A 23,999-nucleotide genomic window follows, 5' to 3' on the forward strand; every position below is an offset into this window, starting at 1 on the left:
GGAAGCTGCCGTAGGCCGCGCAGCGCGGCCCGTTCGCGACCCGCTGACACGCGTAAGCGCCGGAGCATGCGCTGGCGGGCGGGGCAAGGGGCCTTCCTCCGCCGTAGGCCGTGGCGATAGACATCGAGGAGGCAAAAGACGATGGAGTTTCAAGAACTTCGGAACCTGGCCGCCGGATTTCAGCCGGCCAAGCTCCTTTTGGTGGCCCTCGACGTGGGGGTGTTCGACGCCCTGGCCGGGGCCCCCCTCACCGCGGCCGAGGCGGCCGAGAAGCTCGCGCTCGATTCCCGGGCCACCGAGATCTGCCTGAACGCCCTGGTGGGCATGGGGCTCCTGACCAAGGCCGGGGACCGGTACGGCCTGGCGCCCCCGGCCGCTCGGTGGCTCGCCCGGGGCTCCCCGGACTACCGGGGCGAGATCCTGCGGCACCTCCACAACACCTGGGAGGACTGGGAGGGGCTCGAGCGCACCTGGCGCACGGGCCGGCCGGCCCTCCGGCGAAAAACCCAGCAGTTGCCTTCCTCCGAGGAGGGACTTCGCCACTTCATCCTGGGCATGGAGAACATCACCCGCGACATCGCCCCGCGGGTCGCCGAACTCCTGCCCCTGGACGGGGCGAAAACCCTTCTCGATCTGGGGGCCGGCCCCGGAAACTACTGCCTGGCGTTTGTGAACCGCTGGCCCGGGCTCCGGGCGTATCACTTCGACCTCCCGCCCACCTCCCGGATCGCCCGGGAGTTCGTGGCGGGCAAACCCGGGGCCGACCGGATCACGTTCCTCGAGGGGGACTTCCTGCGCGATCCCCTGGGGGGGCCGTACGACGCGGTGTGGGCGAGCCAGATCCTGCACATGCTGGGGGAGGACGAGGTTCGGGCGCTTCTCGTCCGCATCCGGGATGCGCTCCGCCCCGGGGGCTGCGTGGCCGTCCACGACCACTTCCTGGAGCCGGACCGCACGGCGCCCCCGTTTGCGGCCCTGTTCGGGGTCCACATGCTGGTGGCCACCGAGCGGGGCCGGACCTACGCGGCCGAGGAGATCGAGACCTGGGGCTCCGCCCTGGGCCTCGAGCCGGCCGGCCGGCGGGAGTACGGCAAGGGGCCCCGGGTCGTGCTCCTCCGGAGGCGCGAACCGTGAGCGAGGGGGTGCGCTACGCCCTGTGGGCCCTGGGAGCGGTGCTCGTGGCCCTGGCCGCGTTCCTGTGGATATGGGAGAAAGAAGACCGGCCAGGGCATGGCAGGGCCCAGCGGACCCTGGCCTGGGTCATCCTGGCAGCCGGAGCCGCGTGCCTCGCCGCCGGATGGCTGGTGCCGGTGGAACCAAGCCCGCCGGTGCCCCCTTTCCTCCTCGGCAAGTAGTCTTTTGGGGTGGGCAGACTGGGCGGGCGGAGACGCTCGAAACCCGGAAACGACGGCGCTTTACCGGGTTCGGCTTGGGCGCCGAGTCGGCCCCCGGCGCGGCATCCCGGCAACCCGAAGAAGGCGCCTAGGGGAAGATCCGTGAAGAAAAACCCCCGGGGCCGGCAATGGGCCGGCCCCGGGGGTTCAGGGTTCCCTTCGAGGGTGCCGGGTCGGCTCAGCAGCCGGAGCACCCCGAGGAGCAGTCGGCCCCGCCCTGGGACTGGGCCTTCACCACGAAGCCCCGGCGCAGGGGCCCCGAAAGGTAGTCGACCCGCACGCCGCCCACCTGGGCGAGCAGCGACTGGTTCATCACGAGGCGGAACCCGTCCTCAGCCTGCACGGTGTCGTCGTCTTTGGGCTCATCCAGAGCCAGGCCCCAGGAGGGCCCGCCTCACCCCATTCCCGAGATGTAGATGCGCACGGCGGGGTTCTCGCCGTGCTCCTGGAGGGATTCCTTGAGCTTTTCCCTCGCGGTGTCGGTGACCTCGATCATCGTTCTCTCCTATCTGCCATGGTGGATGGATCACTCCCTTCGATGAAGGACGGGGCGGAGAGGTTACCGCCTCCCGGGAAAAAAGGCCAGGGGGTCATCCTTTTTTCCGTCGAGTGGCCGAGCCGGGCCTTCCTGTACGCCGAGCTGCGCGAGGCCGGAGTGGATGTCTACGGGGTGGACCGGCTCGAGGACCTGCGCGAGGCCCTCTGGCGCTGGCCGGGCCGGTTTCGCGGCATCCTGGTGGACGCGGCCGGAATTTCCGGGGCCAACCTGGAAGCTCTCGGGAACCTCGCGGCCCGGGCGGGCCTGTTCGTGCTGGCCCTGGCCGGACCGTGGGACCGGGAGAGGGTGAGGGCCGCCGTTCCTACCGCCCGGATCCTCGGAAAACCGGTGTCCGTCGGCCAGGTGGTGGACGCGGTGCGAGAGTTGCTGGGCGGCGAGGCGGCCGGGCGGCTAGGCGGCTGACAACTCCGAGGGGCCGGCGTCGGCGGTCGCCCGACCTGGGGGCCCGGCTCCCTCCCCGGCCGCTCACCCGCCCTTGCGCGGGCCGCGATCTCCGGTAGGGTTCCAATCGTCGGCGCGGTTCGCTCGGGGGGATCGAGGCCTGTTTATGGAGCTTGCCCATCTGGTGGGATTCGACGCCGAGGGCTCCGTTCGGCTTGCGGCGTTTCTGCTGCGTTGGCGGGTGATCGCGGTTCCGCTCCGTCCGGCGGCCCTGCCCGGGGAGGGAGCGGGATTGGTGGTCCTGAACGGAGGCGCGAGGGAGCTCACCTGGACCCTGGTGGGGGCCATGGCCGACCCCGAGCCGGGGGCCCGGGTGATCGCCCTGTTTCCGGTCCAGGCGTTCCCGGTGTGGGATGCGGGGCTCTTCCCCCGCTGGGTCCGTTGCGTTGCGTTCGACCGCCTGGAGGAGGTTCTGTGCCAGGAATACGGCCCGCCGGCCGGCACGCCGCCGGGGCCCCACACGGTGCTGTGGGCCCCGGACGACGGAGTGCCCCAGGTCGTGGTGGCGGAGGTTGTGGGCCCGGCGGGTGCCGTGTTCTGGAGCCCGTTGGAGCCCCGATCCGGGGGGAGGGGAAGGGTGGTGCTCCGGCGGGGAGCGTCCCGGGTCCGCGTGTCGGGCATGGTGGGCGCCCGGCGGCCCGCGGCCGCGGGGTGGCGGGTCGTGGTCCGGTTCGCCGAGGTCGCCCCGCCGGTGTTGGAGCGCCTGGTCGAGATCGTGGCCGCCTGATCACCCCTTCCGCTGCATGGCCACCCGGCCCTGGTGTCCGAAACGCTCGAACGAAAACTCCACGGGACCCACGGCGGCTTCGATCTTCCGGGAGGCGGTGCCGAGCCACACGGTCACGCCGGGGTGCACCCTTTCGGCCTCGACCCGGGCCCTCAGGACGTCGGGGTCGGGAATGGACTCGGCCCGCTCTCTCCACCGGGCGGCCATCTTCCGGAGGGTGGAGGCGCCTTCGCCCTCCCCAGGCGCCTGTTCCAGCATCTCTGCCCAACCGGCAAACGCCGATCGGAACGGATCCACGACCCGCACCCGCCCCACCTCAACCTCGGTGGCGAGCGCGTTGGTGCTCCCCAGTTCTCCTCCCCGAATCCGGTGGCCGGCCTCGATCCGGCCGCCCCGGCAGGCCCCCCCCGGGTCTACCCACACCGTCTCCAGGGCCGACAGCCGCCCCTTCATGGTGTAGCGGCGCACGTGGATCAGGGTGGCGAACACGTGGGCCCGCTCGTAGAACTCCGCCGAGACCACCCCCCCCACCCGAAGGGGCACGGTGCGGGTGTGGATCACCCCGCCGGCAACGAACAGGCTCCCCATCACCTCGACCGGCGACCGGATCAGGCTGCCCCGCACCTCCAGATCGCCCAACACCCGCACGGGAAACGGGGCTTCCAGGTCCCCCTCCACCACCACGGTGGCCGGGACCACCCCGTCCTTCCAGCGCCGGAGGTCCTGTGCCGAACCCACACGCACCACCGGCATCAGGTACGCGCGGGTCCCTTCCGGGTCGGCGAACCGGATCTGGCCAGCCCGCTGGGCCACCACGGTGCGGCCGTCGGGGGCGAGCCCGAGCCCCGGCCCGAGCCGGACGGGGTCGTCCCCCGCCCGCGGCGGGATGGGGTCACCGCGGGCCGTGATCCCCGGGGTCCCCTTGCCCGGGGGGTGATACGTGCCGGCCGGTTGGCCCGGTTCCACGACCAGGAGGCGTGGCTCCTCGGGCAGGGCGCCGGCCGTCAGGGCCGCCAGGAACGCCTCGGGGTCGGTGGGCGCCCCGCCCGCCCACTCCACCCGGGCCGGCTCCCCGTTGCGGGGGGGCCGCCCTTGGGCCACGGGCTCGGGTTCGAGGTAGCTGCGGCGCAGCACGGCGCGCCGGAGGGCATCGAGGTCCAGGACCTCGTCGGGTACCCCGTAGGCCCGGACGAGTTCCAAGATCTCCGCCTCCGTCAGCCGCTCCCCCCGCCCCTTGGGGGGGTAGAGCACCAGGTACGCGGTGAGCTCGTCCTCGGAGAACCGGACCTTGGCCTTTTCCGACCGGAACGCCTCGGCCGACCGGCGGGCCACCGGGAACGCCCGGCCCCGGCCGAACCGGTAGGCTTCCCGCACCGCGACCCAGTCCACCGGCACCCCCGGCAGTTCCTCGCGAACCCGGCGAACCACCTCCGAAAGGGGTCCGGGGTTCCGGGGCACGGTGAGGTAGATCCGCCCCTCCCGCGAATCGATCCGGATCGGCTCGGGCATACGGTTTCCTGTGCTTTCGGCTGGAAGGCTAGAACGCTGGAAAGCCGAAAAGGAACCCCCCGGGTGACGGACGCGGTCCCCCGCCACATCTGGAGCCCTCGGGTCGCTCTCCGCGGCGAGGAAGGGTTTCTAGCCTTTAGCCTCCCAGCTTCCCAGCCTTCCAGCGGACTCAATACTCATCGAGCGTCTTTCGCACGGTGGCCAGGAGCTTGTCCTTGTCCACCGGCTTGAGCACGTAGTTTCGGGCCCCGAGCTGGATCGCCTCGAGCACCTTGGCCTCGTGCCCCACGGCGGAGACCATCACGACGCGGCAGGCCGGGTCGATTTCCTTGAGGCGCCGGAGCACCGCCAGGCCGTCCATCCCCGGCATCACGAGGTCGAGGGTGACGAGGTCGGGGAGATCCCGCTCGTAGATCTCCAGGGCCTCGGGGCCGTCCCGAGCCACGGCCACCCGGTACCCCTCCGCCTCCAGCATGTCGGCCAACACCCGGGCCATGAACTCGGTGTCGTCCACGACGAGCACGGTTTCCGGAAAGGGCCTAGGGTTCACCACGAAGCGCTCCGGATCACGGTGTCCCTGCACCACTCCTCCCGGGGTTCGGGGTGGTCGGCGTTGAAGTGAAGCCCACGACTCTCCCGACGGTGGGCGGCGCACCGAACCATCAGATCGGCCACCAGCGCGAGATTCCTGAGTTCTAGCAGGTCAGGCGACGGCCGGTAGCGCCGCACGTGGTCCCGCACCTCCTCGTGGATGAGGTCGATCCGGCGCCGGGCCCGGGCCAGCCGCCGGTCGGTGCGCACGATGCCCACATAGTTCCACATGGTGCGCCGGATCTCGTCCCAGTTCTGGGTGACCACCACGTCCTCGTCGGGTTCCCGGGTGCCCCCCTCCTCCCACGGAGGCGGATCTTCCGGCGCCGGGGCGCCCCGGGCGTGGTCGGCCGCGCTGCGGGCCGCGGCCGCCGCGTACACCAGGGCCTCGAGAAGACTGTTTGAGGCCAGGCGGTTTGCGCCGTGGAGTCCGGTGCAGGCCACCTCCCCCACGGCGTAGAGGCCCGGCACATCGGTGCGCCCTTCGGCGTCCACCAGGACCCCGCCGCAGAGGTAGTGGGCCGCCGGCACCACCGGGATGGGCTCGCGGGTGATGTCGATCCCGAACTGAAGGCAGGTGGCGTAGATGCCGGGGAACCGGGTGCGCACGAACTCCGGGTCCCGGTGGGTGATGTCGAGGAGCACGTGCTCGTGGCCGGTGCGCTTCATCTCCGCATCGATGGCCCGGGCCACCACGTCCCGGGGTGCCAGGCATCCCCGGGGGTGGTACCGCTCCATGAAGGTCTCCCCCGTCTGAAGCCGCAAGATCCCCCCTTCCCCCCGCACCGCCTCGCTGATCAGGAAGTTTTTCGCGAACGGGTGGTAGAGGCAGGTGGGGTGGAACTGCATGAACTCCAGGTTCGCCAGGCTCGCCCCGGCCCGGTAGGCCATGGCCAGCCCGTCGCCCGAGGCGATGTCGGGGTTCGAGGTGTAGAGATACACCTTGCCGGCCCCGCCCGTGGCGAGGCACGTGACGGGCGCCAGGAACGCCTCGATCCGGCCGTCGGGCCCGAGCACGTGCACCCCGGCGCACCGGCCGGCGCGGTCGCGGATGAGGTCCACGGCGAAGTGGTCCTCGAAAAACCGGATGTTCCCCCGCTCCCGGGCCCGGCGCAGAAGGGCCTGCTCCACCTCCCGGCCGGTCATGTCCCGGACGTGGACGATCCGGCGGTGGGAGTGCCCCCCCTCCTGGCCGAGGTCGTAGGGCACCCCGGGCCGATCCGACGGCGTGAACTCCACGCCCCACCGGGCCAGCCGCCGGATGTGCTCCGGAGCCTCCCGCACTACCCGTTCCACCACATCACGGTGGCACAGGCCGGCCCCGGCCTCCAGGGTGTCGGCCACATGGGCTTCGAACGAGTCCGTGGGGTCGAGCACCGCGGCGATGCCCCCCTGGGCGTAGTTCGTGTTGGACTCGCTTCGTTCCTTTTTTGTGACCACGGCCACGGTTCCCGCCTCGGCCGCGTCGAGCGCGAACGTGAGGCCTCCGATGCCGCTGCCGAGCACCACGAAGTCGAACCGTTCCATGGCCGGGAGGGCTCCTTTCCCATCGCGGAGATCGCGCCCCAAAGGGGCGCCGTAGGCGGTGAATAGTACAAGCCGAGAAGGGGGGTCAAGCGGCAGACCCCGGTCCACGGTCTCCGAGCGGGCACGCCAAGAGCCCGGGGGCGTGCCACGGCCGGCGGCCGGAGACGGACGACCCCCCTTTGGGTTTGCCCAACCGAAAACCTTTTTCGTAATACTTCAAAACTGTTGGGAATCCGAGCGGATGCGTTGACAGCGCGGTTTCCGGGCCGTAGGATGCGGTTCCTGTCCCACGCCGACCGGGCGGCAAACCCGGTCAGCCACCACCGCAGGAGGGAGGATGGAACCGCGGGACGAAGCGATCGCCAAGATCCTGATGAAGGAAAGCGAGGAGTTTCGGCGGGAGATGGAGGCCCATCAGCGCTATGAGCGGATTTTGGAGGAACTGAACCGCCGGCCCCATCTCACCCCCGAAGAGGAAATGGAACGAAAAAAGATCCAAAAGCTGAAACTCGCGGGCAAGGACCGGATGGCCCGCATGATCCTGGCCTACCGCAAGGCCCACCCCGAGGTGGGCTCGTGAAGGAGTAACCCCCGTTGCGCAGCGAGAAGATCACCCAGGGCCTCGAGCGGGCCCCCCACCGGGCCCTCCTTTCGGCGACCGGGATGCCCCGGCGGGAGATGGGCAAGCCCCTGATCGGCATCGCCTCGAGCTTCACCGACCTCATCGCGGGCCACGTGGGCATGCGCGACCTCGAGCGGTTCGCGGAAAAGGGGGTCCACGCCGGGGGTGGGTACCCCTTCCTGTTCGGCGTGCCCGGCATCTGCGACGGCATCGCCATGGGCCACCGGGGCATGCACTACAGCCTGCCCAGCCGGGAGCTCATCGCCGACATGATCGAGAGCGTGGTCGAGGCCCACAGCCTCGACGGGATCGTGCTCCTCACGAACTGCGACAAGATCACCCCCGGGATGCTCATGGCCGCAGCCCGGCTGAACGTGCCCTCGATCGTGGTCACGGCGGGGCCCATGATGGCGGGCCGCCACCGGGGCCGGCGCCTGAGCTTCGTGCGCGACACCTTCGAGGCCATGGCCCGGCACCAGGCCGGCGAGATCGGCGCTGAGGAGCTCGAGGCCTGCGAGCAGGAGGCCTGCCCGGGGTGCGGGTCGTGCCAGGGGCTCTACACGGCCAACACCATGGCCTGCCTGACCGAGGCCCTGGGGATGAGCCTCACCGACTGCGGCACGGCGCTTGCGGTGAGCGCGAAAAAGCGCCACCTCGCCTACCTGAGCGGCCAGCGGATCGTGGACCTGGTGCGCGAGGGGATCCGGCCCCGGGATATCCTGACCCCGGGGGCCTTCGACAACGCGATCCGGCTCGATCTGGCGCTCGGCGGGAGCACGAACTCGGTGCTCCACCTGTGCGCCATCGCCCGGGAGGCCGGGGTGGACCTGCCCCTAGAGCGGTTCGATGAGCTGAGCCGCGAAACGCCCCAACTGTGCTCGCTGCGGCCGGCCGGCGACCACTTCATGGAGGACCTAGACGCGGCCGGCGGGGTGAAGGCCGTGCTGCGCCGGTTGGTGGACCGCCTCGCCGAGGGGCCCTCGGTGAACGGCGCGCCTGTGAAGCAGGTGGCCGCCGCCGTGGACTGGCTCGACGAGGAGGTGATCCGCCCGGTGGAGGCGCCGGTGCGGCCGGAGGGGGGCATCGCCGTGCTCCGGGGCACACTCGCCCCGGACGGGGCCGTGGTGAAGCAGTCGGGGGTGAGCGCGGCCATGATGCGGTTCGTGGGCAAGGCCCGGTGCTTCGACTCGGAGGAGGCCGCCATGGCCGCGATCATGGGCGGCGAGATCCGGCCCGGCACCGTGGTGGTGATCCGGTACGAGGGCCCCCGGGGCGGGCCCGGCATGCGGGAGATGCTCGCCCCCACGGCGGCCCTCATGGGTATGGGCCTCGGGGACAGCGTGGCCCTGGTGACCGACGGCCGGTTCAGCGGCGGCACCCGGGGCCCCTGCGTGGGCCACGTGAGCCCCGAGGCGGCGGCGGGCGGCCCCATCGCCCTGGTGGAGGACGGCGATGAGGTGGAGCTCGACATTCCGGCCCGCCGGCTCGACCTGCGCGTGGACCCGGCCACCCTCGAGGCGCGCCGGAGCCGGTGGGTGGCCCCGGAGCCCAAGGTCTCCTCGGGCTGGCTCCTTCGGTACTCCCGACTCGTAACCTCGGCCAACACCGGGGCCGTGCTGCAGGGCTGACCCATCGCATCTCTCGAGGATCCGCCGGCGGCCGGCCCCCCACGGGCCGGCCGTTGGCACATCAGCCGGGGAGGAATGGGGCCTCCGGGGCCATCGCCGGAAGCCCGGGGGGGCGGCCGCTCCCTGGCATCTGTCCTCCGAATTCTGGCACCTGAAAAGGAGGTAGCCGTGGAACTGACCGGAGCCGAGATTTTCGTGGAGAGCCTGCGCAAGGAGGGCGTGCACACGATCTTCGGGTATCCCGGCGGCGTGGTGCTCAACATCTACGACGTGCTCTACGACTCCGACATCCGCCACATCCTGGTGCGCCACGAGCAGGCCGCCGTGCACGCGGCGGACGGGTACGCCCGGGCCACGGGCGAGGTGGGGGTGGCGCTGGTGACCTCGGGCCCGGGGGCCACCAACACCGTGACCGGGCTCGCCACCGCGTACATGGACTCGGTGCCCCTGGTGGTGTTCACGGGCCAGGTGCCCACCCATCTCATCGGGAACGACGCGTTCCAGGAGGCGGACATCGTCGGCATCACCCGGCCGTGCACCAAGCACAACTACTTGGTCAAGGATGTGCGCGATCTCGCGCGGATCATCAAGGAGGCGTTCTATCTCGCGCGCTCCGGTCGGCCCGGCCCGATCCTGGTGGACCTGCCCAAGGACGTGATCGTCGGGAAGACCGAGTACATCTACCCGGAGGCGGCGAAACTCCGCGGCTACAACCCCACCTACGAGGGCCACCTGGGCCAGATCAAAAAGGCCCTCAAGGCGATCCACGAGGCCCGGCGGCCCGTGGTGTACGCCGGCGGCGGGGTGATCCTCTCCAACGCCGCCCGGGAGCTCACCGAGTTCGCCCGGCGCCTGAGACTCCCGGTCACGACCACCCTGATGGGGCTCGGCGGGTTCCCAGGGAGCGACCCGCTGTTTCTCGGGATGCTCGGCATGCACGGCACCTACCGGGCCAACATGGCCGTAAGCCACGCCGATCTCCTCCTTGCGGTGGGGGCCCGGTTCGACGACCGGGTCACCGGCAAGATCGACGAGTTCGCCCCGAACGCCAAGATCATCCACGTGGACATCGACCCCACCTCGATCTCCAAGAACGTGCAGGTGGACATCCCGATCGTGGGCGACGCGAAAAACGTGCTCAAGAAGATGCTGGGGCTGGTGCACGGACCCGAGTGGGAGAACCGCGACGAGGCCCTGGCCGGCTGGCACGCCGAGATCGCGGTGTGGGCCGCGGCCCACAAGATGGACTACGCACAGGGGCCCGACGTCATCAAGCCCCAGTACGTGGTGGAGCAGCTCCACGAGGCCACGGGCGGCCGGTGCATCGTCTCGACCGAGGTGGGCCAGAACCAGATGTGGGCGGCCCAGTACTTCCGGCTCGAGGAGCCCCGGTGCTGGCTCACCTCGGGCGGGCTCGGCACCATGGGTTACGGGTTTCCGGCGGCCATCGGCGCCCAGGCCGCGTTCCCGGACCGGATCGTGATCGACATCGCCGGCGACGGCTCGATCCAGATGAACATCCAGGAACTCGCCACGGCCGTGCAGTACAAGCTGCCGGTCAAGGTGGCGATCCTTAACAACGGGTTCCTGGGCATGGTCCGCCAGTGGCAGGAGCTCTTCTACAACCGGCGCTACTCCCACACCCGCATGGAGGTGGCCCCGGACTTCGTGAAGCTTGCCGAGGCCTACGGCGCCCTGGGCCTCCGGGCCACCCGGCCCGAGGAGGTCCGGCCGGTGATCGAGAAGGCCCTGGCCCACCCCGGTCCCGTGCTCATGGATTTCCACGTGGACCCGGAGGAGGGGGTGTACCCCATGGTGCCGGCCGGGGCCCCCCTGACCAAGATGCTCCTGCTCTAGACCGGAGGGCTTCGATGCGCCATACCATCAACGTGCTGGTGGAGAACGAGTTCGGGGTGCTCGCCCGGGTGGCAGGGCTCTTCAGCGGCCGAGGCTTCAACATCGACAGCCTCTCGGTGGCCGAGACCCAGGACCCCACGGTGAGCCTGATGACCATCGTGACCCGGGGGGACGACCAGATCATCGAACAGATCCTCAAGCAGCTTCGAAAACTCGTCAACGTGCTCAAGGTGACCGACCTCCAGGAGGGCCAGTACCTCGACCGGGAGCTGGTGCTCGTGAAGGTCACGGCCACAGACGAGACGAAGCCGGAGATCCTGCGGCTCATGGAGATCTTCCGGGGCCGGGTGGTGGACGTGAGCCCCAAGAGCTACACGGTGGAGGTGACGGGCGGCGAGGACAAGATCCGCGCCGTCCTGGAGCTCCTGCGGCCCCTGGGCATCAAGGAGGTGGTGCGCACCGGCAAGGTGGCCATGCCCAGGGGCATGCAAAACGGCGGATGACAACGCGAAAACGGCCGCCGACCGCGGCGGGGGAACCGGCGACGGCGCTTTAGGGTACAGCTTTCCAGCCTTCTGGCTTTCTAGCCTTCCAGCCTTTCCGAAAGGAGCGCAGCGATGAAGATCTTCTACGACAAGGACGCGGACCTCGGGCTTCTCAAGGACAAGACGATCGCCGTGATCGGGTACGGGAGCCAGGGTCACGCCCACGCCAACAACCTCCGGGATTCGGGCATGAACGTGGTGGTGGGCCTTAGGCCCGACGGGGCCTCGGCCCGGAAGGCCCGGGCCGCCGGGTTCGAGGTGCTGCCGGTGGACGAGGCGGCCCGCAGGGCCCAGGTGGTCATGATCCTCCTGCCCGACGAGCTCCAGGGCGACGTGTTCCGGAGCCAGATCGCGGGATCCCTGGAGCCGGGCGACTACCTGGCCTTCGCCCACGGGTTCAACATCCATTTCGGCCAGATCGTGCCCCCGGAAGGGGTGAACGTGTTCATGGTGGCCCCCAAGGGCCCCGGCCACCTGGTGCGGGCCGAGTACGAGCGGGGCCGGGGCGTGCCCTGCCTCATCGCCGTGGACCGGGATCCGGCCGGGAACACCCGGGACGTGGCCCTGGCCTACGCCTCGGCCATCGGCGGCGGCCGGGCCGGGGTGATCGAGACCACGTTCCGGGAGGAGACGGAAACCGACCTCTTCGGCGAGCAGGCCGTCCTGTGCGGCGGGGTCACGGCCCTCATCCAGGCCGGGTACGAGACCCTGGTGGAGGCCGGGTACGCCCCCGAGATGGCCTACTTCGAGTGCCTCCACGAGCTCAAGCTGATCGTGGACCTGATCTACGAGGGCGGCATCGCCAACATGCGCTACTCGGTCTCCAACACGGCCCAGTACGGCGACCTCACCCGGGGCCCCCGGGTCATCGACGCCCGGGTCAAGGAGGAGATGAAGCGGATCCTCGCCGAGATCCAGACCGGCCAGTTCGCCCGGGAGTGGATTCTGGAGAACCGGGCCGGCCGGCCGGTGTTCAACGCGCTGACCCGCCGGGGCGACGAGCACCCCATCGAGGCCGTGGGCGAGCGGCTCCGGGCCATGATGCCCTGGCTCCAGGAGAGCCGGCTGGTGGACCGTTCGAAGAACTAACCCGGCCGTCACGGAACGCCGCATCGGCGGAGACCCGTGTATCGGGGGGCTTCGCCGGAGCGCGACGCCCGAGCAGCAAGGGCCGCCCGGCGTAGGGAAGCGGCCGCGGCGCGTGCCCTCACGCGCCGCAGCGGACCGAGCCGAGGCGGCCCCTGCGAGGGTGTCAGCGGAAGGGAAGCCCCCCGATACACCCTCCAGCGCGTTGCCCGAAGTGGCGTTCCGTGAGGCTGGCAAAGCACAGGGCGGCCGTCTCGCGCCGCCCGAGGGGAAGACAGCCATGGAGATGGTCAAGATTTTCGACACCACGCTCCGGGATGGGGAGCAGAGTCCCGGGGCCTCGATGAACATCGAGGAGAAGCTGCGGGTGGCCCAGGCCCTGGAGCGCCTGCGGGTGGACGTGATCGAGGCCGGGTTCCCGATCTCGTCGCCGGGCGACTTCGAGGCGGTGAAGCTCATCGCCGACAAGGTCCGGGGCTGCGAGATCGCCGGGCTGGCCCGGGCCAACCGGGCCGACATCGACCGGGCCTGGGAGGCCCTGAAGGGCGGGGAAAACCCCCGGATCCACACCTTCATCGCCACGAGCCCGATCCACATGGAGCACAAGCTCCGGAAAACCCCCGACCAGGTGCTCGAGCAGGCCGTGGAGGCCGTGAAGTACGCCTCTCGGTACACCTCGAACGTGGAGTTCTCGGCCGAGGACGCGGTGCGAAGCGACCTCGAGTTCCTGTGCCGGGTGGTGGAGGCCGTGATCGACGCCGGCGCCACCACGGTGAACATCCCCGACACGGTGGGCTACGCCGTGCCTGAGGAGTTCGGGGAGATGATCCGCCAGATCCTGGAGCGGGTCCCCAACGCCCACAAGGCCGTGATCTCGGTCCACTGCCACAACGATCTGGGGCTCGCCGTGGCCAACTCCATCGCGGCCGTGGAGGCTGGGGCCCGGCAGGTGGAGTGCACCATCAACGGCATCGGCGAACGGGCCGGGAACGCCTCCCTCGAGGAGTTCGTGATGGCCCTTCGCACCCGGGGCGACCGGCTGCCGTTCACGACCCGGATCGACACCCGGTACATCTATCCCACGAGCCGGCTCGTGAGCCTGATCACGGGGCTTCCGGTGCAGCCCAACAAGGCGATCGTGGGCGCCAACGCCTTCGCCCACGAGTCGGGCATCCACCAGGACGGCGTGCTCAAGGAGAAGAGCACCTACGAGATCATGACGCCGGAGAGCGTGGGCATCCCGACGAACGCCCTCGTCCTGGGCAAGCACTCGGGCCGCCACGCGTTCCGGGAGAAGGTGAAGGCCCTGGGGTACGACCTGACCGAGGAGCAGATGGAGCGGGCCTTCGAGGCGTTCAAGGCCCTGGCCGACAAGAAGAAGACCGTCTACGACGAGGACGTGGACGCCCTCATCGCCGAGCAGGTGCTCCGGCTCCCGGACCGTTACCGGCTGCTCTACCTCAACGTGAACTCGGGCACCGTCACCGTGCCCACGGCCACGGTGCAGATGATGGTGGACGGGGTGGTGCGCCAGGAGGCCGGATTCGGCGACGGCCCGGTGGACGCGGCGTTCACCGTGATCAAGAAGCTCACCGGCCGAAAGCCCCGGCTCGTGAACTTCACCATCAACTCGATCACGGGCGGCACCGACGCCCAGGCCGAGGTGAGCGTGCGGATCGAGGAGGACGGGGTGCTCGCCAACGGCCAGGCCTCCGACACCGACATCGTGGTGGCCTCGGCCAAGGCCTTTGTCCACGCCCTGAACAAGCTGGAGCACCGGAAACGGAAGACGTTCACGGCCCACCTGTGAGGGCCGAAACCCCAACCGAGAGGGGGCGCCGGCCGGCGCCCCCCTTCCCTTTCGCGCGTGAGGAACCCATGACCATCACCGAGAAGATCCTGGCGGCCCACGCCGGGCTGGACCGGGTGGAGCCCGGCCAGATCGTGAGCGTCAAGGTGGACGTGGCCCTCGGAAACGACATCACCGCCCCGATCGCGATCCGGGAGTTCCGCAGAATCGGGGCCGACCGGGTGTTCGACCGGTCCCGGGTGGTGCTCGTTCCCGACCACTTCGCCCCGAACAAGGACATCCAGAGCGCCGAGCAGTGCAAGGTGCTCCGGGACTTCGCCCGGGAGCAGGATCTCGAGAACTACTTCGAGACCGGGGAGATGGGGGTGGAGCACGCCCTCCTGCCCGAGAAGGGCCTCGTCGTCCCCGGCGACGTGGTGATCGGGGCCGACAGCCACACCTGCACCTACGGGGCCCTGGGGGCCTTCTCCACCGGCGTGGGCTCCACCGACCTCGCCGCGGCCATGGTCACCGGCGAGGCCTGGTTCAAGGTGCCCGAGTCCATGAAGTTCGTGTACCACGGCGAGCTCCAGCCCTGGGTGGAGGGCAAGGACCTCATCCTCTACACGATCGGGCGGATCGGGGTGGACGGGGCCCTCTACCGGGCCATGGAGTTCACGGGCCCCGTGATCGAGCGGCTCGGCATGGACGACCGGTTCACCATGGCCAACATGGCCATCGAGGCGGGAGGGAAAAACGGCATCATCGCCCCCGACGCCACCACCCGGGCCTACGTGGAGGGCCGGGCGAAGCGCCCCCCCGTCTACTACGCGAGCGACCCCGACGCCCGCTACGCCGAGGTGATCGACATCGACGTGGGCCGGGTCAAACCCCAGGTGGCGTTCCCCCACCTCCCGTCCAACACCCGGCCCATCGACGAGGTGGGCGAGGTCCCGATCGACCAGGTGGTGATCGGGTCGTGCACCAACGGCCGCATCGAGGACCTCAGGCGGGCCGCCCGGGTCCTGCGGGGGCAGAAGGTGGCCAAGTACGTCCGGTGCATCGTGATCCCGGCCACCCAGGAGATTTACCGCCAGGCCGTCCGGGAGGGGCTCGTGGAGGTGTTCCTCGACGCGGGCTGCGCCGTGTCCACCCCCACCTGCGGGCCGTGCCTGGGCGGCCACATGGGCATCCTGGCCAGGGGGGAGCGGGCCGTGGCCACCACGAACCGGAACTTCGTGGGCCGCATGGGCCATCCCGAGAGCGAGGTCTATCTGGCGAGCCCGTCGGTGGCCGCGGCCAGCGCGCTCAAGGGGCGGATCGCGAGCCCCGAGGAGGTGGTGTCGTGAAATTTCGCGGAACCGTCTGGAAGTTCGGCCCCGACATCGACACCGACCGGATCATCCCGGCCCGGTACCTGAACACGAGCGATCCGGCCGAGCTCGCCAAACACTGCATGGAGGACGAGGACCCGGAGTTCGTGCGGAAGATGAAGCCGGGCGACATCATCCTGGCCGACAAGAACTTCGGCTGCGGCTCGAGCCGGGAGCACGCCCCCATCGCCATCAAGGCGGCCGGGGTGAGCTGCGTGATCGCCCGGAGCTTCGCCCGCATCTTCTACCGCAACGCCTTCAACATGGGGCTCCCCATCTTCGAGTGCCCCGAGGCCTTCGACGGCATCGAGGAGGGGGACGAGGTGGAGGTGGACGCGGGCTCCGGCGTGATCCGCAACCTGACCCGGGGCACCGAGTTCCGGGCCGCCCCGATCCCGCCGTTCATGCAGGAGCTCATCGCCGACGGCGGTCTCATGGCCCACATCGCCAAGAGGGCCGCCAAGGGGTGACCGGCCCGGCCGGGGTGGAGGCCTACGCCGTCGCGCCCCCGGGGCTCGAGGACGTCCTGGCCGACGAGCTCCGGGGGCTGGGACTCCCCGGGGTCCGGCCCGAGGAGGGCGGGGTGGCCTTTTCGGGCTCGCGGGAGGACCTTTGGCGCGCCAACCTGGAATCGGCCGTGGCGGGCAGGGTGCTCGTGCGGCTCGCCCGGTTCCGGGCCCGCACCCCGGCCCAGGCGGCCCGGGAGCTGGGCCGCGCACCCTGGAGCGAATGGCTCCCCTCGGGGGCTCGGCTCGAGGTCCGGGTGGCCCGGCACCGGAGCCGCCTCCACACCGGGGCCCTGGCCGAGGCGGTCCGGGAGGCCGCGGCCCGCGCCCTCGGCCCCCCCGGCGCGGCTCCGCCCTTTTCGGTGCGGGTGCGGGTGGTCGGGGACGAGGTGGTGGTGAGCCTCGACACCTCGGGCGACCACCTCCACCGCCGGGGCTACCGGCTCGACCCGGGGGCCGCGCCCCTGCGGGAGAACCTGGCCGCGGGCCTGCTGCGGGCCGCCGGGTGGGATGGCACCGACCCGCTCCTCGACCCCATGGCCGGCGCCGGCACGCTCCCCATCGAGGCCGCCCGCCTGGCCCTCGGGATTCCCCCCGGGTGGCAGCGGGCGTTCGCGTTCGAACGGTTTGCGAACCACGACCCCGCCCGCTGGGACGCCCTGCGCTCCGAGCGGCGCTCCCGGGTCCGGCCGGACCTCCCGGCCCCGGTGTTCGCGGCCGACCGCTCGGCCGCCGCGCTTCGCCGGCTTCGGGACGCCGCCCGGCGGGCCGGGGTGGCCGACCAGTTGCGGGTGGCTCAAGCCGGGGTAGAATGGCTCTCCCCCCCGACCCCCTCCGGGCTCCTGGTGGCCGATCCGCCCCACGGCAGGCGGCTGGGGGGATCCGATGCAGCCCTGGGGGCCCTGGCGGCGGCGCTCACCGGGCCGTTTCGGGCCTGGCGCTGGGCCATCCTGACGCCCGACCCGGCCCGACTCGCGGCCGAGGGCCTGCGGCCCCAGGGGATCCGGTGGGTGCGGCACGGGGGCCGGCGGCTCGCCTGGATCACGGGCGGTCCCGGCTAGAAAACCGAATCGCCCCATTGGGGCGGAAAGGAAAACCGGGGGTGGACGCGCTCGAAGGGAGTTTCCCCTGGCGGGAGGTGCTGGAGGCCCTCGCGGTGCCGGTCAGCCTCCACGACCGGGAGTTCCGAATCGCCTACCAGAACCCGGCCCACCGGAGGGCCTTCGGCCCGGCCGAGGGCCGGCGGTGCCACGAGTTCCTCTGGGGTCGGGCCGCGCCCTGCGACCCCTGCCCGGTCCGGACCGGCCGCACCGCCACCCAGACCCGGCCGCTTTCCGGCGGACCGGCCGAAACCACGGCGGTGCCCCTGGGCGACGGCCCGGCCTTCGTCCTCGAGTGGACCGCCCCCCGCTCGCCCCGGCGGTGGGTGCTCGACACCCTGCACCGGGCCTTCGAGGTGGCCGACACGGCCATGTTCGTGGAGGAGCTGGGGGGTGAGATCCTCGACGTCAACGCCGCGGCCGAGGCGCTGTTCGGCATGCCCCGGGAGGCCCTGGTGGGCCGAAACGTCCTCGAGATCCTCCCCGAGGAGAGCCGGTCCCTGTACCCCCAGGTGCGAGAGACCCTCCTGCGGGACGGCCGGTTCGAGGTGGAGGCCTGGCAGCCTCGGGCCGACGGGTCCCGGTTCCTGGCCCGGGTGGCCGGGGTGCTCCACCGGGACCCGGAGGGCGAGTTTGCCGTGGTCACGGTGCGGGACGTCACCGCCGAGCGTCTGGAGCGGGAAGCCCTGGCCGAGCGGGCCCGGGAGCTCGAGGGGTTCCTGTACGCCGTGGCCCACGATCTGCGGGGGCCTTTGGGAACCGTGAAGGGATACGCGGCGCTCCTGGATGAGCGCCTGGCCCGGGGCCAGACCGAGGGTCTGGGCCGGCTGTGCGGGGAATTGCGGGCCCAGGCGGACCGCCTGGCGGGGCTCCTCGGAGAGCTCTTGGCCTTCGCCCGGATCGGGGCCGAGCGCCCGGCCCCCCGGGCCGTGGATCTCGCGGCGGCCTGCCGGAGCGGCTGGGCCGACCTGGCGCTCCGGGTCGAGGAGGCCGGGGCCCGGTTGATCCTGGACGACGATTTGCCGACCCTCCGGATCGCCCCCGTGCGGCTCCACCAGATCTTGCTCAATCTCTTCGGCAACGCCCTGCGCTACCGGTCGCCCGACGAGCCGCCGGTGATCCGGGTGCGCAAGGCCGGGCCCGGCGAGGCCGACCCGCGGGCCGGGTACGCCTGGGTCGTGGTCGAGGACAACGGCATCGGGATTCCCACGGGCATGGAGGAGCGCGTGTTCGAGCTGTTCGTGCAGGGCCGCAAGGGGGCAGGGGGGTCGGGGGTGGGGCTCGCCCTCGTCCGGCGGATCGCCGAGGCCGAGGGGGGGCGGGTGTTCGCCCGATCGGAGCCCGGCCGGGGCACCCGGATCTACCTGGAGCTTCCGGAGGCGCCGGCGTGACCGGGGTCGTGCTCCTCAACATGGGGGGCCCCGACTCCCTGGAGGCCGTGGGCCCCTTCATGGAGAACCTCTTTTCCGACCCGGAGATCCTGCGGTTTCCCCTGTCGCGGTGGCTCCAGAGGCCTCTGGCCCGGTGGATCCGAAGGAAGCGCACCCCCAAGGTGGTGGAGCGCTACCGTCGGATCGGCGGGAAAAGCCCCATCGCCGAGATCACCCGGGCCCAGGCCGCCGCCCTGGAGGCCGAGCTGGGGGAGGGATGGGCCGTGGCCGTGGCCATGCGCTACTGGCATCCCCGGGCCCGGGCCGCCGCGGCCGAGCTGCGGGAACGGGGTGCCGACCGCCTTGTGGTGCTCCCCCTCTACCCCCACTACAGCCGGGCCACCACGGGCTCGAGCCTGGCCGACCTGGACTCGGCCCTGGAGGCCGAGGGGCTTGCGGGGCTTCCCCGTCGGGTGATCCGCTCCTGGCACGACCATCCCCTCTACCTCGACGCCCTGGCCGAGGCCGTGGCCGAGGGGCTCGAGGGGTTCGAGGGGGCCACCGTGCTCTTTAGCGCCCACAGCCTGCCCCAGCGGCTGATCGACCGGGGCGACCCCTACCTCGACCACATCCGGACCACCGTGGCCGGCGTGGTGGAACGCCTCGGGCACCCGCCCCACCGGCTCGCGTTCCAGAGCCGCACCGGCCCGGTGCGCTGGCTGGGGCCCGGGGTGGAGGAGAGCCTCCGGGAGCTCGCGGCCGCGGGGGTCGAGCGGGTGTGCGCCGTGGCCGTGAGCTTCGTCTCCGACCACATCGAGACCCTCCACGAGATCGACGTGGAGTACGCCGAACTGGCCCGGTTTCTGGGCATCGGCGAGTTTCGGCGGGCCCCCTCCCTCAACACCCGCCCCGCGTTCATCCGGGCCCTGGCGGCCCTGGCGCGGGAGGCGGGGGAAGGCATATCGTCTTCACCGACGGTTCACTGACCGGGGAGGGGCGCCTCCCCGGCGTTTCCCACACAAGGAGTTCGGTTTCCGCCATGAAGCCTCGCCCCCTGCTGCGCCGGTCCGGCCCCGACTTCCCCCTCGACGAGGTGGTGGAGCGCGACGAGCCCAACCTGTACCGTGACGTGTTCCCCTACGTGGAGGTGCCCCGGGTGCCCTTCGACGGGGTGCTCCTGCCGCCCAGCCCCCCCGAGGAGCTCTGGATCACCGACACCACGTTCCGCGACGGCCAGCAGGCCCGGCCGCCCTACACGCCCAAGCAGATCGAAACCCTCTACACGTTCCTCCACCGGCTCGGGGGCCCCAACGGCGTGATCCGGCAGACCGAGTTCTTCCTCTACGCCGACCGGGACCGGGAGGCCGTGGAGCGCTGCCAGGCCCTGGGGTACCGGTACCCCGAGATCACGGCCTGGATCCGGGCCAACCCCGAGGACTTCAAGCTGGTCAAGGCCATGGGCATCCGGGAGACCGGGATTCTGACCTCGGTGTCCGACTACCACATCTATCTCAAGCTCGGGAAAAAGCGGCGCGAGGCCCTGCGGGACTATCTTCGGGTGGTGGACGCCGCCCTGGAGGAGGGGGTGGTGCCCCGGTGCCACTTCGAGGACGTGACCCGGGCCGACGTGTACGGGTTCGTGGTGCCCTTCGCCCGGGCGCTCATGGAGCGGAGCCGCGAGGCCGGCCTCCCCGTGAAGATCCGGCTCTGCGACACCATGGGGTTCGGGGTCCCCCACGCGGGGGCGGCCCTACCGCGCAGCGTGCCCCGGCTCGTGCGGGCCCTGGTGGACGAGGCCGGGGTGCCGCCCGGGCAGCTCGAATGGCACGGCCACAACGACTTCCACAAGGTGCTGATCAACGCCTCGACGGCCTGGCTCTACGGCTGCGCCGCGGCCAACGGAACCCTCCTGGGGTTCGGGGAGCGCACGGGGAACCCCCCCGTGGAGGGGCTCGTGATCGAGTACATGGAACTCACGGGTTCGGCCAACGGCATGGACCCCACGGTGATCACCGAGATCCGCAACTATTTCGAGCGGGACCTGGGGGTCCACATCCCGCCCTCCATGCCGTTCGTGGGCAGCGAGTTCAACGTGACCCGGGCCGGCATCCACATCGACGGGATCGCGAAGAACGAGGAGATCTACAACATCTTCGACACCGAGCGGATCCTAGGCCGCCCCATGGGCATCGCGGTCACCGACAAATCGGGCCTGGCCGGCATCGCCCACTGGATCAACACCCACTTGGCCCTCCCCCCGGAGCGGCGGGTGGACAAGCGCCATCCCGGCGTGGCCAAGATCCACCGGGCCGTGATGCGCCAGTTCGAGGAGGGCCGCACCACGGCGCTCTCGGCCGAGGAGATGGAGCGCAAGGTCCGCAAATACATGCCCGAGCTCCTGGTCAGCGAGTACGACCGGCTCAAGGCCCGGGTGCGCGAGGCCGCGGCCCACGTGCTCGAACGCCTCGTGGATCACCCGGACGTCCGGTCCATGGACCCCGAGCGCATGGAGCGGGTCATGCGGGAGGCGGCCGAGGAGCACCCCTTCATCCAGTTCGTGTATGCCACCGATCTCGAGGGCCGCAAGATCACCCGCAACGTGACCCAGCCGGAGGACCGGGGCAAGTACGCCGAGTACGAGGTGGCGGCGAACTACGCCGACCGGGTGTGGTTCACCGAGCCGGTGCGCACCGGGAAGCTCTGCCTGACCGACATCTACACCTCGAAGGTCACCGGCCGGCTCACCATGACCGTGTCGGCCCCCATTTACGACGCCGAGGACCGCATGGCCGGGGTCATGGGCATCGACATCAAGTTCGAGGAACTCGCGCGGGAGGAGGGGGACGAGGAGTAGGCCGGGTTTGCCCCCGACCGCACGGTCGGTCTATAAGGGGCGGATCGAACCGCTTTCCGTTGAGGGAGGAGAAGCCATGCGAGAGGTGGTGATCGTTTCCGGAGCCCGTACCGCCGTGGGCAATTTCGGCGGGGCGCTGAAGGACGTGCCGGTGGCCGATCTGGGGGCGGCCGCCGTGAGGGGAGCCCTGACCCGGGCCGGGGTGCGGCCCGTGGCCGGGGAGGCGCTGCGGGCCGTGGGGCCCAAGGCGCTGGCCGACCGGGGGGTCATCGACCTGGAGAAGCAGCACTACGACTACGACGAGGCCCTCGCCCCGCTCCAGGTGGACGAGGTGATCCTGGGCAACGTGGTGGGGGCCGGCCAGGGCCAGAACGTGGCCCGCCAGGCCTCGATCCGGGCCGGGGTGCCCAAGGAGATCCCGGCGTTTACGGTGAACAAGGTGTGCGCCTCGGGCATGAAGGCCGTGGCGCTCGCGGCCCAGGCCATCCGCGACGGCGAGGCCGACGTCGTGGTGGCCGGCGGCATGGAGAACATGAGCCGCATCCCCTACGCGCTCCCGGCCGGGCGGTGGGGGGCCCGGATGAACGACACCCAGCTCGTGGACCTCATGGTCCACGACGGGCTCTGGGAGTGCTTCTACGGGTACCACATGGGCCACACGGCCGAGAACCTGGCGGCGCTTTACGGCATCAGCCGTGAGGAGCAGGACGAGCTCGGGGCCCTGAGCCACCAACGGGCCCGGGCGGCCCAGGCCGACGGCCGGTTCGCGGCCGAGATCGTACCGGTGGCCGTGCCCCAGCGAAAAGGCGACCCCGTCGTGGTGGACACCGACGAGCGGCCCATGGACACGAGCGTCGAGAAGATGGCCAAGCTCCGGCCGGCGTTCAAGAAGGACGGCACCGTGACCGCCGGAAACGCCTCCGGAATCAACGACGGCGCGGCCGCGCTTCTTCTCATGGGGGCCGACAAGGCCGAGGCCGCGGGCCTGAAGCCCCTGGCCCGGGTGGTGGCCTGGGCCTCGGGCGGCGTGGACCCGGCCTACATGGGCCTCGGGCCCGTGCCGGCCACCCGGAAGGCCCTCGCCAAGGCCGGGCTCACCGTGGCCGACCTGGATCTCGTGGAGCTCAACGAGGCCTTCGCGGCCCAGGCCATCGCCTGCATGCGGGAACTGGAGCTCGACCTCGAGAAGACGAACGTGGTGGGAAGCGGCATCTCCCTGGGCCACCCCATCGGGTGCTCCGGTGCCCGGATCGTGGTGACCCTGGTAAACGAGCTTCGCCGCCGGGGCGGCCGATACGGGCTCGCCACCCTGTGCATCGGCGGCGGCCAGGGCATGGCCCTGGTGGTGGAGGCGCTCTAGGCTGGCGCCGGGGGTGCCGTGAACCGAGTCGTTGTCGGGGCCCTCTCGGGGGCCCTGCTTTTTTCGGCCGCCTGGGCCGGGCCCCATGGGGCGTGGACCCTGCGGGCCGGGGTGGTGAGGGAGGTGCCACGCACCCGCGGGCCCGATGGGTACGGAAACCACGGCAAGTTCGACGGCACGAACGCGGCCGAGCTGAACGCCCAAGACCGAGCCAACGCCAACTGGGACCAGGCCACCGGGCTTTCGGCCGAGCTCGTCCGGGAGACCCGGTGGCGCCTCCCGCTGGGGCTTCACCTGGGGTGGGACGCGTACCTCCAGGGCGTTTTCGTGGACACCGAGTTCAACGAAACCCAGGAGGACTGGGTCTACGCCACGGCGACGGGGGGGGGGTGCGCCTCGCCGTCGGGTGGGGCCCCCTGGAGGTCCAAGGGGGAGGCGGGATCGGGGCAGGCCGGGTCGCCGAGCGGTGGGCCGGCCTCTGGGCCCGGGGGGTCGGGCTCGGCCTGGGGCCGCTTCGGGTGAGCCGGGAGGTGCAGGCACTCGAAGGGGGCCGCGAGGTGGAACTCACCCACATCTCCTGGACCTTTCCCCTGGGGGATCCGGAGGCTACCCCCCTTCTCGGAGACCCCTGGCGGGTTGGGGTGTTCACCCGGTGGAGCCGTCACCCCGGCCGCGCCGTGGACACGTACCACCAGACCGGGATCTCCCTGTCCCGGTTTTTCGGCGACCCCGGCCAACCGCGGCGGCTCGTCCTGGAGGTCGAGGTGAGCGAGGCGCCGGTGGAGTCCACCCGGCGCCGGCCCCTGCGGGACGGGGTGGATCACAACTTCCGGACCCAGGACGAGGTGTTCTGGGGCGTTTACTCTGGGGAACGCCGGCGATGGGGCCCGACGGCCCTGGACTTCCGGGCCGGGGTCGAGGCTTTCTACGAGGACGACGACCGGGTGAACGCCGGCCGGGAAACCGGGTGGTTCGTGGGGGCGGCGGGGAAGCTCACAGCCTGGTACCGATCGCCCGGGGGCACGGCCTACGGGGCCGGCATCGCCGTGGGCGTGGATCCCTTAGGGGTCCGGTGGGGCCCGCACCTGGCCGTAGAGGCCGATCTCTGACGACGGGGGCCGTTCCGGCCTTTTCGCTTCGCGGCTTCCCAACTTTCTATTA

The 23,999-nt window shown here is 71.1% G+C and carries 22 protein-coding genes; 18 read left to right on the top strand and 4 right to left on the bottom strand.

Annotated elements, in window-relative coordinates; translation table 11 throughout:
• The first annotated feature begins 141 nt into the window (after positions 1–141).
• Together ACYQ8L_RS14780 and ACYQ8L_RS14785 are read left to right on the top strand one after the other, a co-directional pair.
• Complete coding sequence (locus ACYQ8L_RS14780) at positions 142–1,134, top strand: methyltransferase (RefSeq protein ID WP_459942578.1); 993 nt, start codon at positions 142–144, stop codon at positions 1,132–1,134.
• A complete protein-coding gene (locus tag ACYQ8L_RS14785) occupies positions 1,131–1,355 on the top strand; it encodes a hypothetical protein (RefSeq protein ID WP_459942579.1) in 225 nt (74 codons plus the stop codon). Before ACYQ8L_RS14780 ends, ACYQ8L_RS14785 begins: the two co-directional genes overlap by 4 nt.
• A 217-nt stretch (positions 1,356–1,572) precedes the next feature.
• Here the strand turns inward: ACYQ8L_RS14785 and ACYQ8L_RS14790 are convergent, their stop codons facing one another.
• The gene (locus ACYQ8L_RS14790) at positions 1,573–1,737 is read right to left on the bottom strand and encodes a hypothetical protein (protein ID WP_459942580.1); all 165 of its coding nucleotides are present in this window, start codon (positions 1,735–1,737) and stop codon (positions 1,573–1,575) included.
• A gap of 195 nt (positions 1,738–1,932) precedes the next feature.
• Here ACYQ8L_RS14790 and ACYQ8L_RS14795 point away from each other — a divergent pair, with 195 nt between their 5' ends.
• Both ACYQ8L_RS14795 and ACYQ8L_RS14800 read left to right on the top strand, forming a co-directional pair.
• The gene (locus tag ACYQ8L_RS14795; protein ID WP_459942581.1) at positions 1,933–2,355 is read left to right on the top strand and encodes a hypothetical protein; all 423 of its coding nucleotides are present in this window, start codon (positions 1,933–1,935) and stop codon (positions 2,353–2,355) included.
• Positions 2,356–2,500: 145 nt separating this feature from the next.
• Positions 2,501–3,121 carry a hypothetical protein gene (locus tag ACYQ8L_RS14800; RefSeq protein ID WP_459942582.1) on the top strand — a complete coding sequence of 207 codons (621 nt, stop codon included), beginning with the start codon at positions 2,501–2,503 and terminating at the stop codon, positions 3,119–3,121.
• Here the strand turns inward: ACYQ8L_RS14800 and ACYQ8L_RS14805 are convergent, their stop codons facing one another.
• The 3 genes from ACYQ8L_RS14805 to nadB all read right to left on the bottom strand — a co-directional run bounded on the left by ACYQ8L_RS14805 (position 3,122) and on the right by nadB (position 6,748).
• A complete protein-coding gene (locus ACYQ8L_RS14805; protein ID WP_459942583.1) occupies positions 3,122–4,630 on the bottom strand; it encodes a flagellar assembly protein A in 1,509 nt (502 codons plus the stop codon).
• A 169-nt stretch (positions 4,631–4,799) separates the two neighbouring features.
• Positions 4,800–5,180: a response regulator gene (locus ACYQ8L_RS14810; protein WP_459942584.1), complete on the bottom strand. Its 381-nt coding sequence runs from the start codon at positions 5,178–5,180 to the stop codon at positions 4,800–4,802.
• Positions 5,177–6,748, bottom strand: a complete 1,572-nt coding sequence (gene nadB / locus ACYQ8L_RS14815) for an L-aspartate oxidase (RefSeq protein ID WP_459942585.1) — start codon at positions 6,746–6,748, stop codon at positions 5,177–5,179. Before nadB ends, ACYQ8L_RS14810 begins: the two co-directional genes overlap by 4 nt.
• Before the next feature lie 337 nt (positions 6,749–7,085).
• Between nadB and ACYQ8L_RS14820 the strand changes: the two genes are divergently transcribed.
• The 14 genes from ACYQ8L_RS14820 (at position 7,086) to ACYQ8L_RS14885 (ending at position 23,947) form a co-directional block, all read left to right on the top strand.
• Positions 7,086–7,328 carry a DUF465 domain-containing protein gene (locus ACYQ8L_RS14820; RefSeq protein ID WP_459942586.1) on the top strand — a complete coding sequence of 81 codons (243 nt, stop codon included), beginning with the start codon at positions 7,086–7,088 and terminating at the stop codon, positions 7,326–7,328.
• Between the two features lie 14 nt (positions 7,329–7,342).
• On the top strand, positions 7,343–8,998 hold the full coding sequence (ilvD, locus tag ACYQ8L_RS14825; RefSeq protein ID WP_459942587.1) for a dihydroxy-acid dehydratase: 1,656 nt from the start codon (positions 7,343–7,345) through the stop codon (positions 8,996–8,998).
• 168 nt (positions 8,999–9,166) lie between these two features.
• Positions 9,167–10,855, top strand: a complete 1,689-nt coding sequence (gene ilvB, locus ACYQ8L_RS14830) for a biosynthetic-type acetolactate synthase large subunit (protein WP_459942588.1) — start codon at positions 9,167–9,169, stop codon at positions 10,853–10,855.
• Positions 10,856–10,869: 14 nt separating this feature from the next.
• Positions 10,870–11,358 carry an acetolactate synthase small subunit gene (gene ilvN / locus ACYQ8L_RS14835; protein ID WP_459942589.1) on the top strand — a complete coding sequence of 163 codons (489 nt, stop codon included), beginning with the start codon at positions 10,870–10,872 and terminating at the stop codon, positions 11,356–11,358.
• 114 nt (positions 11,359–11,472) lie between these two features.
• Positions 11,473–12,489 carry a ketol-acid reductoisomerase gene (gene ilvC / locus ACYQ8L_RS14840; protein ID WP_459942590.1) on the top strand — a complete coding sequence of 339 codons (1,017 nt, stop codon included), beginning with the start codon at positions 11,473–11,475 and terminating at the stop codon, positions 12,487–12,489.
• Positions 12,490–12,766: 277 nt separating this feature from the next.
• Positions 12,767–14,296 (top strand): 2-isopropylmalate synthase, encoded by a 1,530-nt coding sequence (locus ACYQ8L_RS14845; RefSeq protein WP_459942591.1) that lies wholly within the window; start codon positions 12,767–12,769, stop codon positions 14,294–14,296.
• A 68-nt stretch (positions 14,297–14,364) separates the two neighbouring features.
• Positions 14,365–15,624 carry a 3-isopropylmalate dehydratase large subunit gene (gene leuC, locus ACYQ8L_RS14850; protein WP_459942592.1) on the top strand — a complete coding sequence of 420 codons (1,260 nt, stop codon included), beginning with the start codon at positions 14,365–14,367 and terminating at the stop codon, positions 15,622–15,624.
• Complete coding sequence (gene leuD / locus ACYQ8L_RS14855) at positions 15,621–16,118, top strand: 3-isopropylmalate dehydratase small subunit (protein WP_459942593.1); 498 nt, start codon at positions 15,621–15,623, stop codon at positions 16,116–16,118. Before leuC ends, leuD begins: the two co-directional genes overlap by 4 nt.
• A complete protein-coding gene (locus ACYQ8L_RS14860) occupies positions 16,115–17,215 on the top strand; it encodes a THUMP domain-containing class I SAM-dependent RNA methyltransferase (RefSeq protein WP_459942594.1) in 1,101 nt (366 codons plus the stop codon). Before leuD ends, ACYQ8L_RS14860 begins: the two co-directional genes overlap by 4 nt.
• Before the next feature lie 41 nt (positions 17,216–17,256).
• Positions 17,257–18,645 (top strand): sensor histidine kinase, encoded by a 1,389-nt coding sequence (locus ACYQ8L_RS14865; RefSeq protein ID WP_459942595.1) that lies wholly within the window; start codon positions 17,257–17,259, stop codon positions 18,643–18,645.
• Positions 18,642–19,610: a ferrochelatase gene (gene hemH / locus ACYQ8L_RS14870; protein WP_459942596.1), complete on the top strand. Its 969-nt coding sequence runs from the start codon at positions 18,642–18,644 to the stop codon at positions 19,608–19,610. The genes ACYQ8L_RS14865 and hemH overlap by 4 nt, the downstream gene beginning before the upstream one ends.
• Positions 19,611–19,663: 53 nt before the next feature.
• Positions 19,664–21,478, top strand: coding sequence for a triose-phosphate isomerase (locus tag ACYQ8L_RS14875; RefSeq protein ID WP_459942597.1), 1,815 nt, complete (start codon positions 19,664–19,666; stop codon positions 21,476–21,478).
• Between the two features lie 76 nt (positions 21,479–21,554).
• Complete coding sequence (locus ACYQ8L_RS14880) at positions 21,555–22,838, top strand: acetyl-CoA C-acetyltransferase (protein ID WP_459942598.1); 1,284 nt, start codon at positions 21,555–21,557, stop codon at positions 22,836–22,838.
• A 389-nt stretch (positions 22,839–23,227) separates the two neighbouring features.
• Positions 23,228–23,947 carry a hypothetical protein gene (locus ACYQ8L_RS14885; protein ID WP_459942599.1) on the top strand — a complete coding sequence of 240 codons (720 nt, stop codon included), beginning with the start codon at positions 23,228–23,230 and terminating at the stop codon, positions 23,945–23,947.
• The last annotated feature ends 52 nt before the right edge of the window (positions 23,948–23,999 follow it).

The organism is Deferrisoma palaeochoriense, from assembly GCF_054656955.1.

Excerpts from the sequence above, each read along its gene's own strand:
- ACYQ8L_RS14780 (WP_459942578.1), top strand. The coding sequence starts at position 142 with ATGGAGTTTCAAGAACTTCGGAACCTGGCCGCCGGATTTCAGCCGGCC.
- ACYQ8L_RS14795 (WP_459942581.1), top strand. The coding sequence starts at position 1,933 with ATGAAGGACGGGGCGGAGAGGTTACCGCCTCCCGGGAAAAAAGGCCAG.
- ACYQ8L_RS14800 (WP_459942582.1), top strand. The coding sequence starts at position 2,501 with ATGGAGCTTGCCCATCTGGTGGGATTCGACGCCGAGGGCTCCGTTCGG.
- ACYQ8L_RS14805 (WP_459942583.1), bottom strand. The coding sequence starts at position 4,630 with ATGCCCGAGCCGATCCGGATCGATTCGCGGGAGGGGCGGATCTACCTC.
- nadB (WP_459942585.1), bottom strand. The coding sequence starts at position 6,748 with ATGGAACGGTTCGACTTCGTGGTGCTCGGCAGCGGCATCGGAGGCCTC.
- ACYQ8L_RS14820 (WP_459942586.1), top strand. The coding sequence starts at position 7,086 with ATGGAACCGCGGGACGAAGCGATCGCCAAGATCCTGATGAAGGAAAGC.
- ilvN (WP_459942589.1), top strand. The coding sequence starts at position 10,870 with ATGCGCCATACCATCAACGTGCTGGTGGAGAACGAGTTCGGGGTGCTC.
- ilvC (WP_459942590.1), top strand. The coding sequence starts at position 11,473 with ATGAAGATCTTCTACGACAAGGACGCGGACCTCGGGCTTCTCAAGGAC.
- ACYQ8L_RS14845 (WP_459942591.1), top strand. The coding sequence starts at position 12,767 with ATGGAGATGGTCAAGATTTTCGACACCACGCTCCGGGATGGGGAGCAG.
- leuC (WP_459942592.1), top strand. The coding sequence starts at position 14,365 with ATGACCATCACCGAGAAGATCCTGGCGGCCCACGCCGGGCTGGACCGG.
- ACYQ8L_RS14875 (WP_459942597.1), top strand. The coding sequence starts at position 19,664 with ATGAAGCCTCGCCCCCTGCTGCGCCGGTCCGGCCCCGACTTCCCCCTC.
- ACYQ8L_RS14880 (WP_459942598.1), top strand. The coding sequence starts at position 21,555 with ATGCGAGAGGTGGTGATCGTTTCCGGAGCCCGTACCGCCGTGGGCAAT.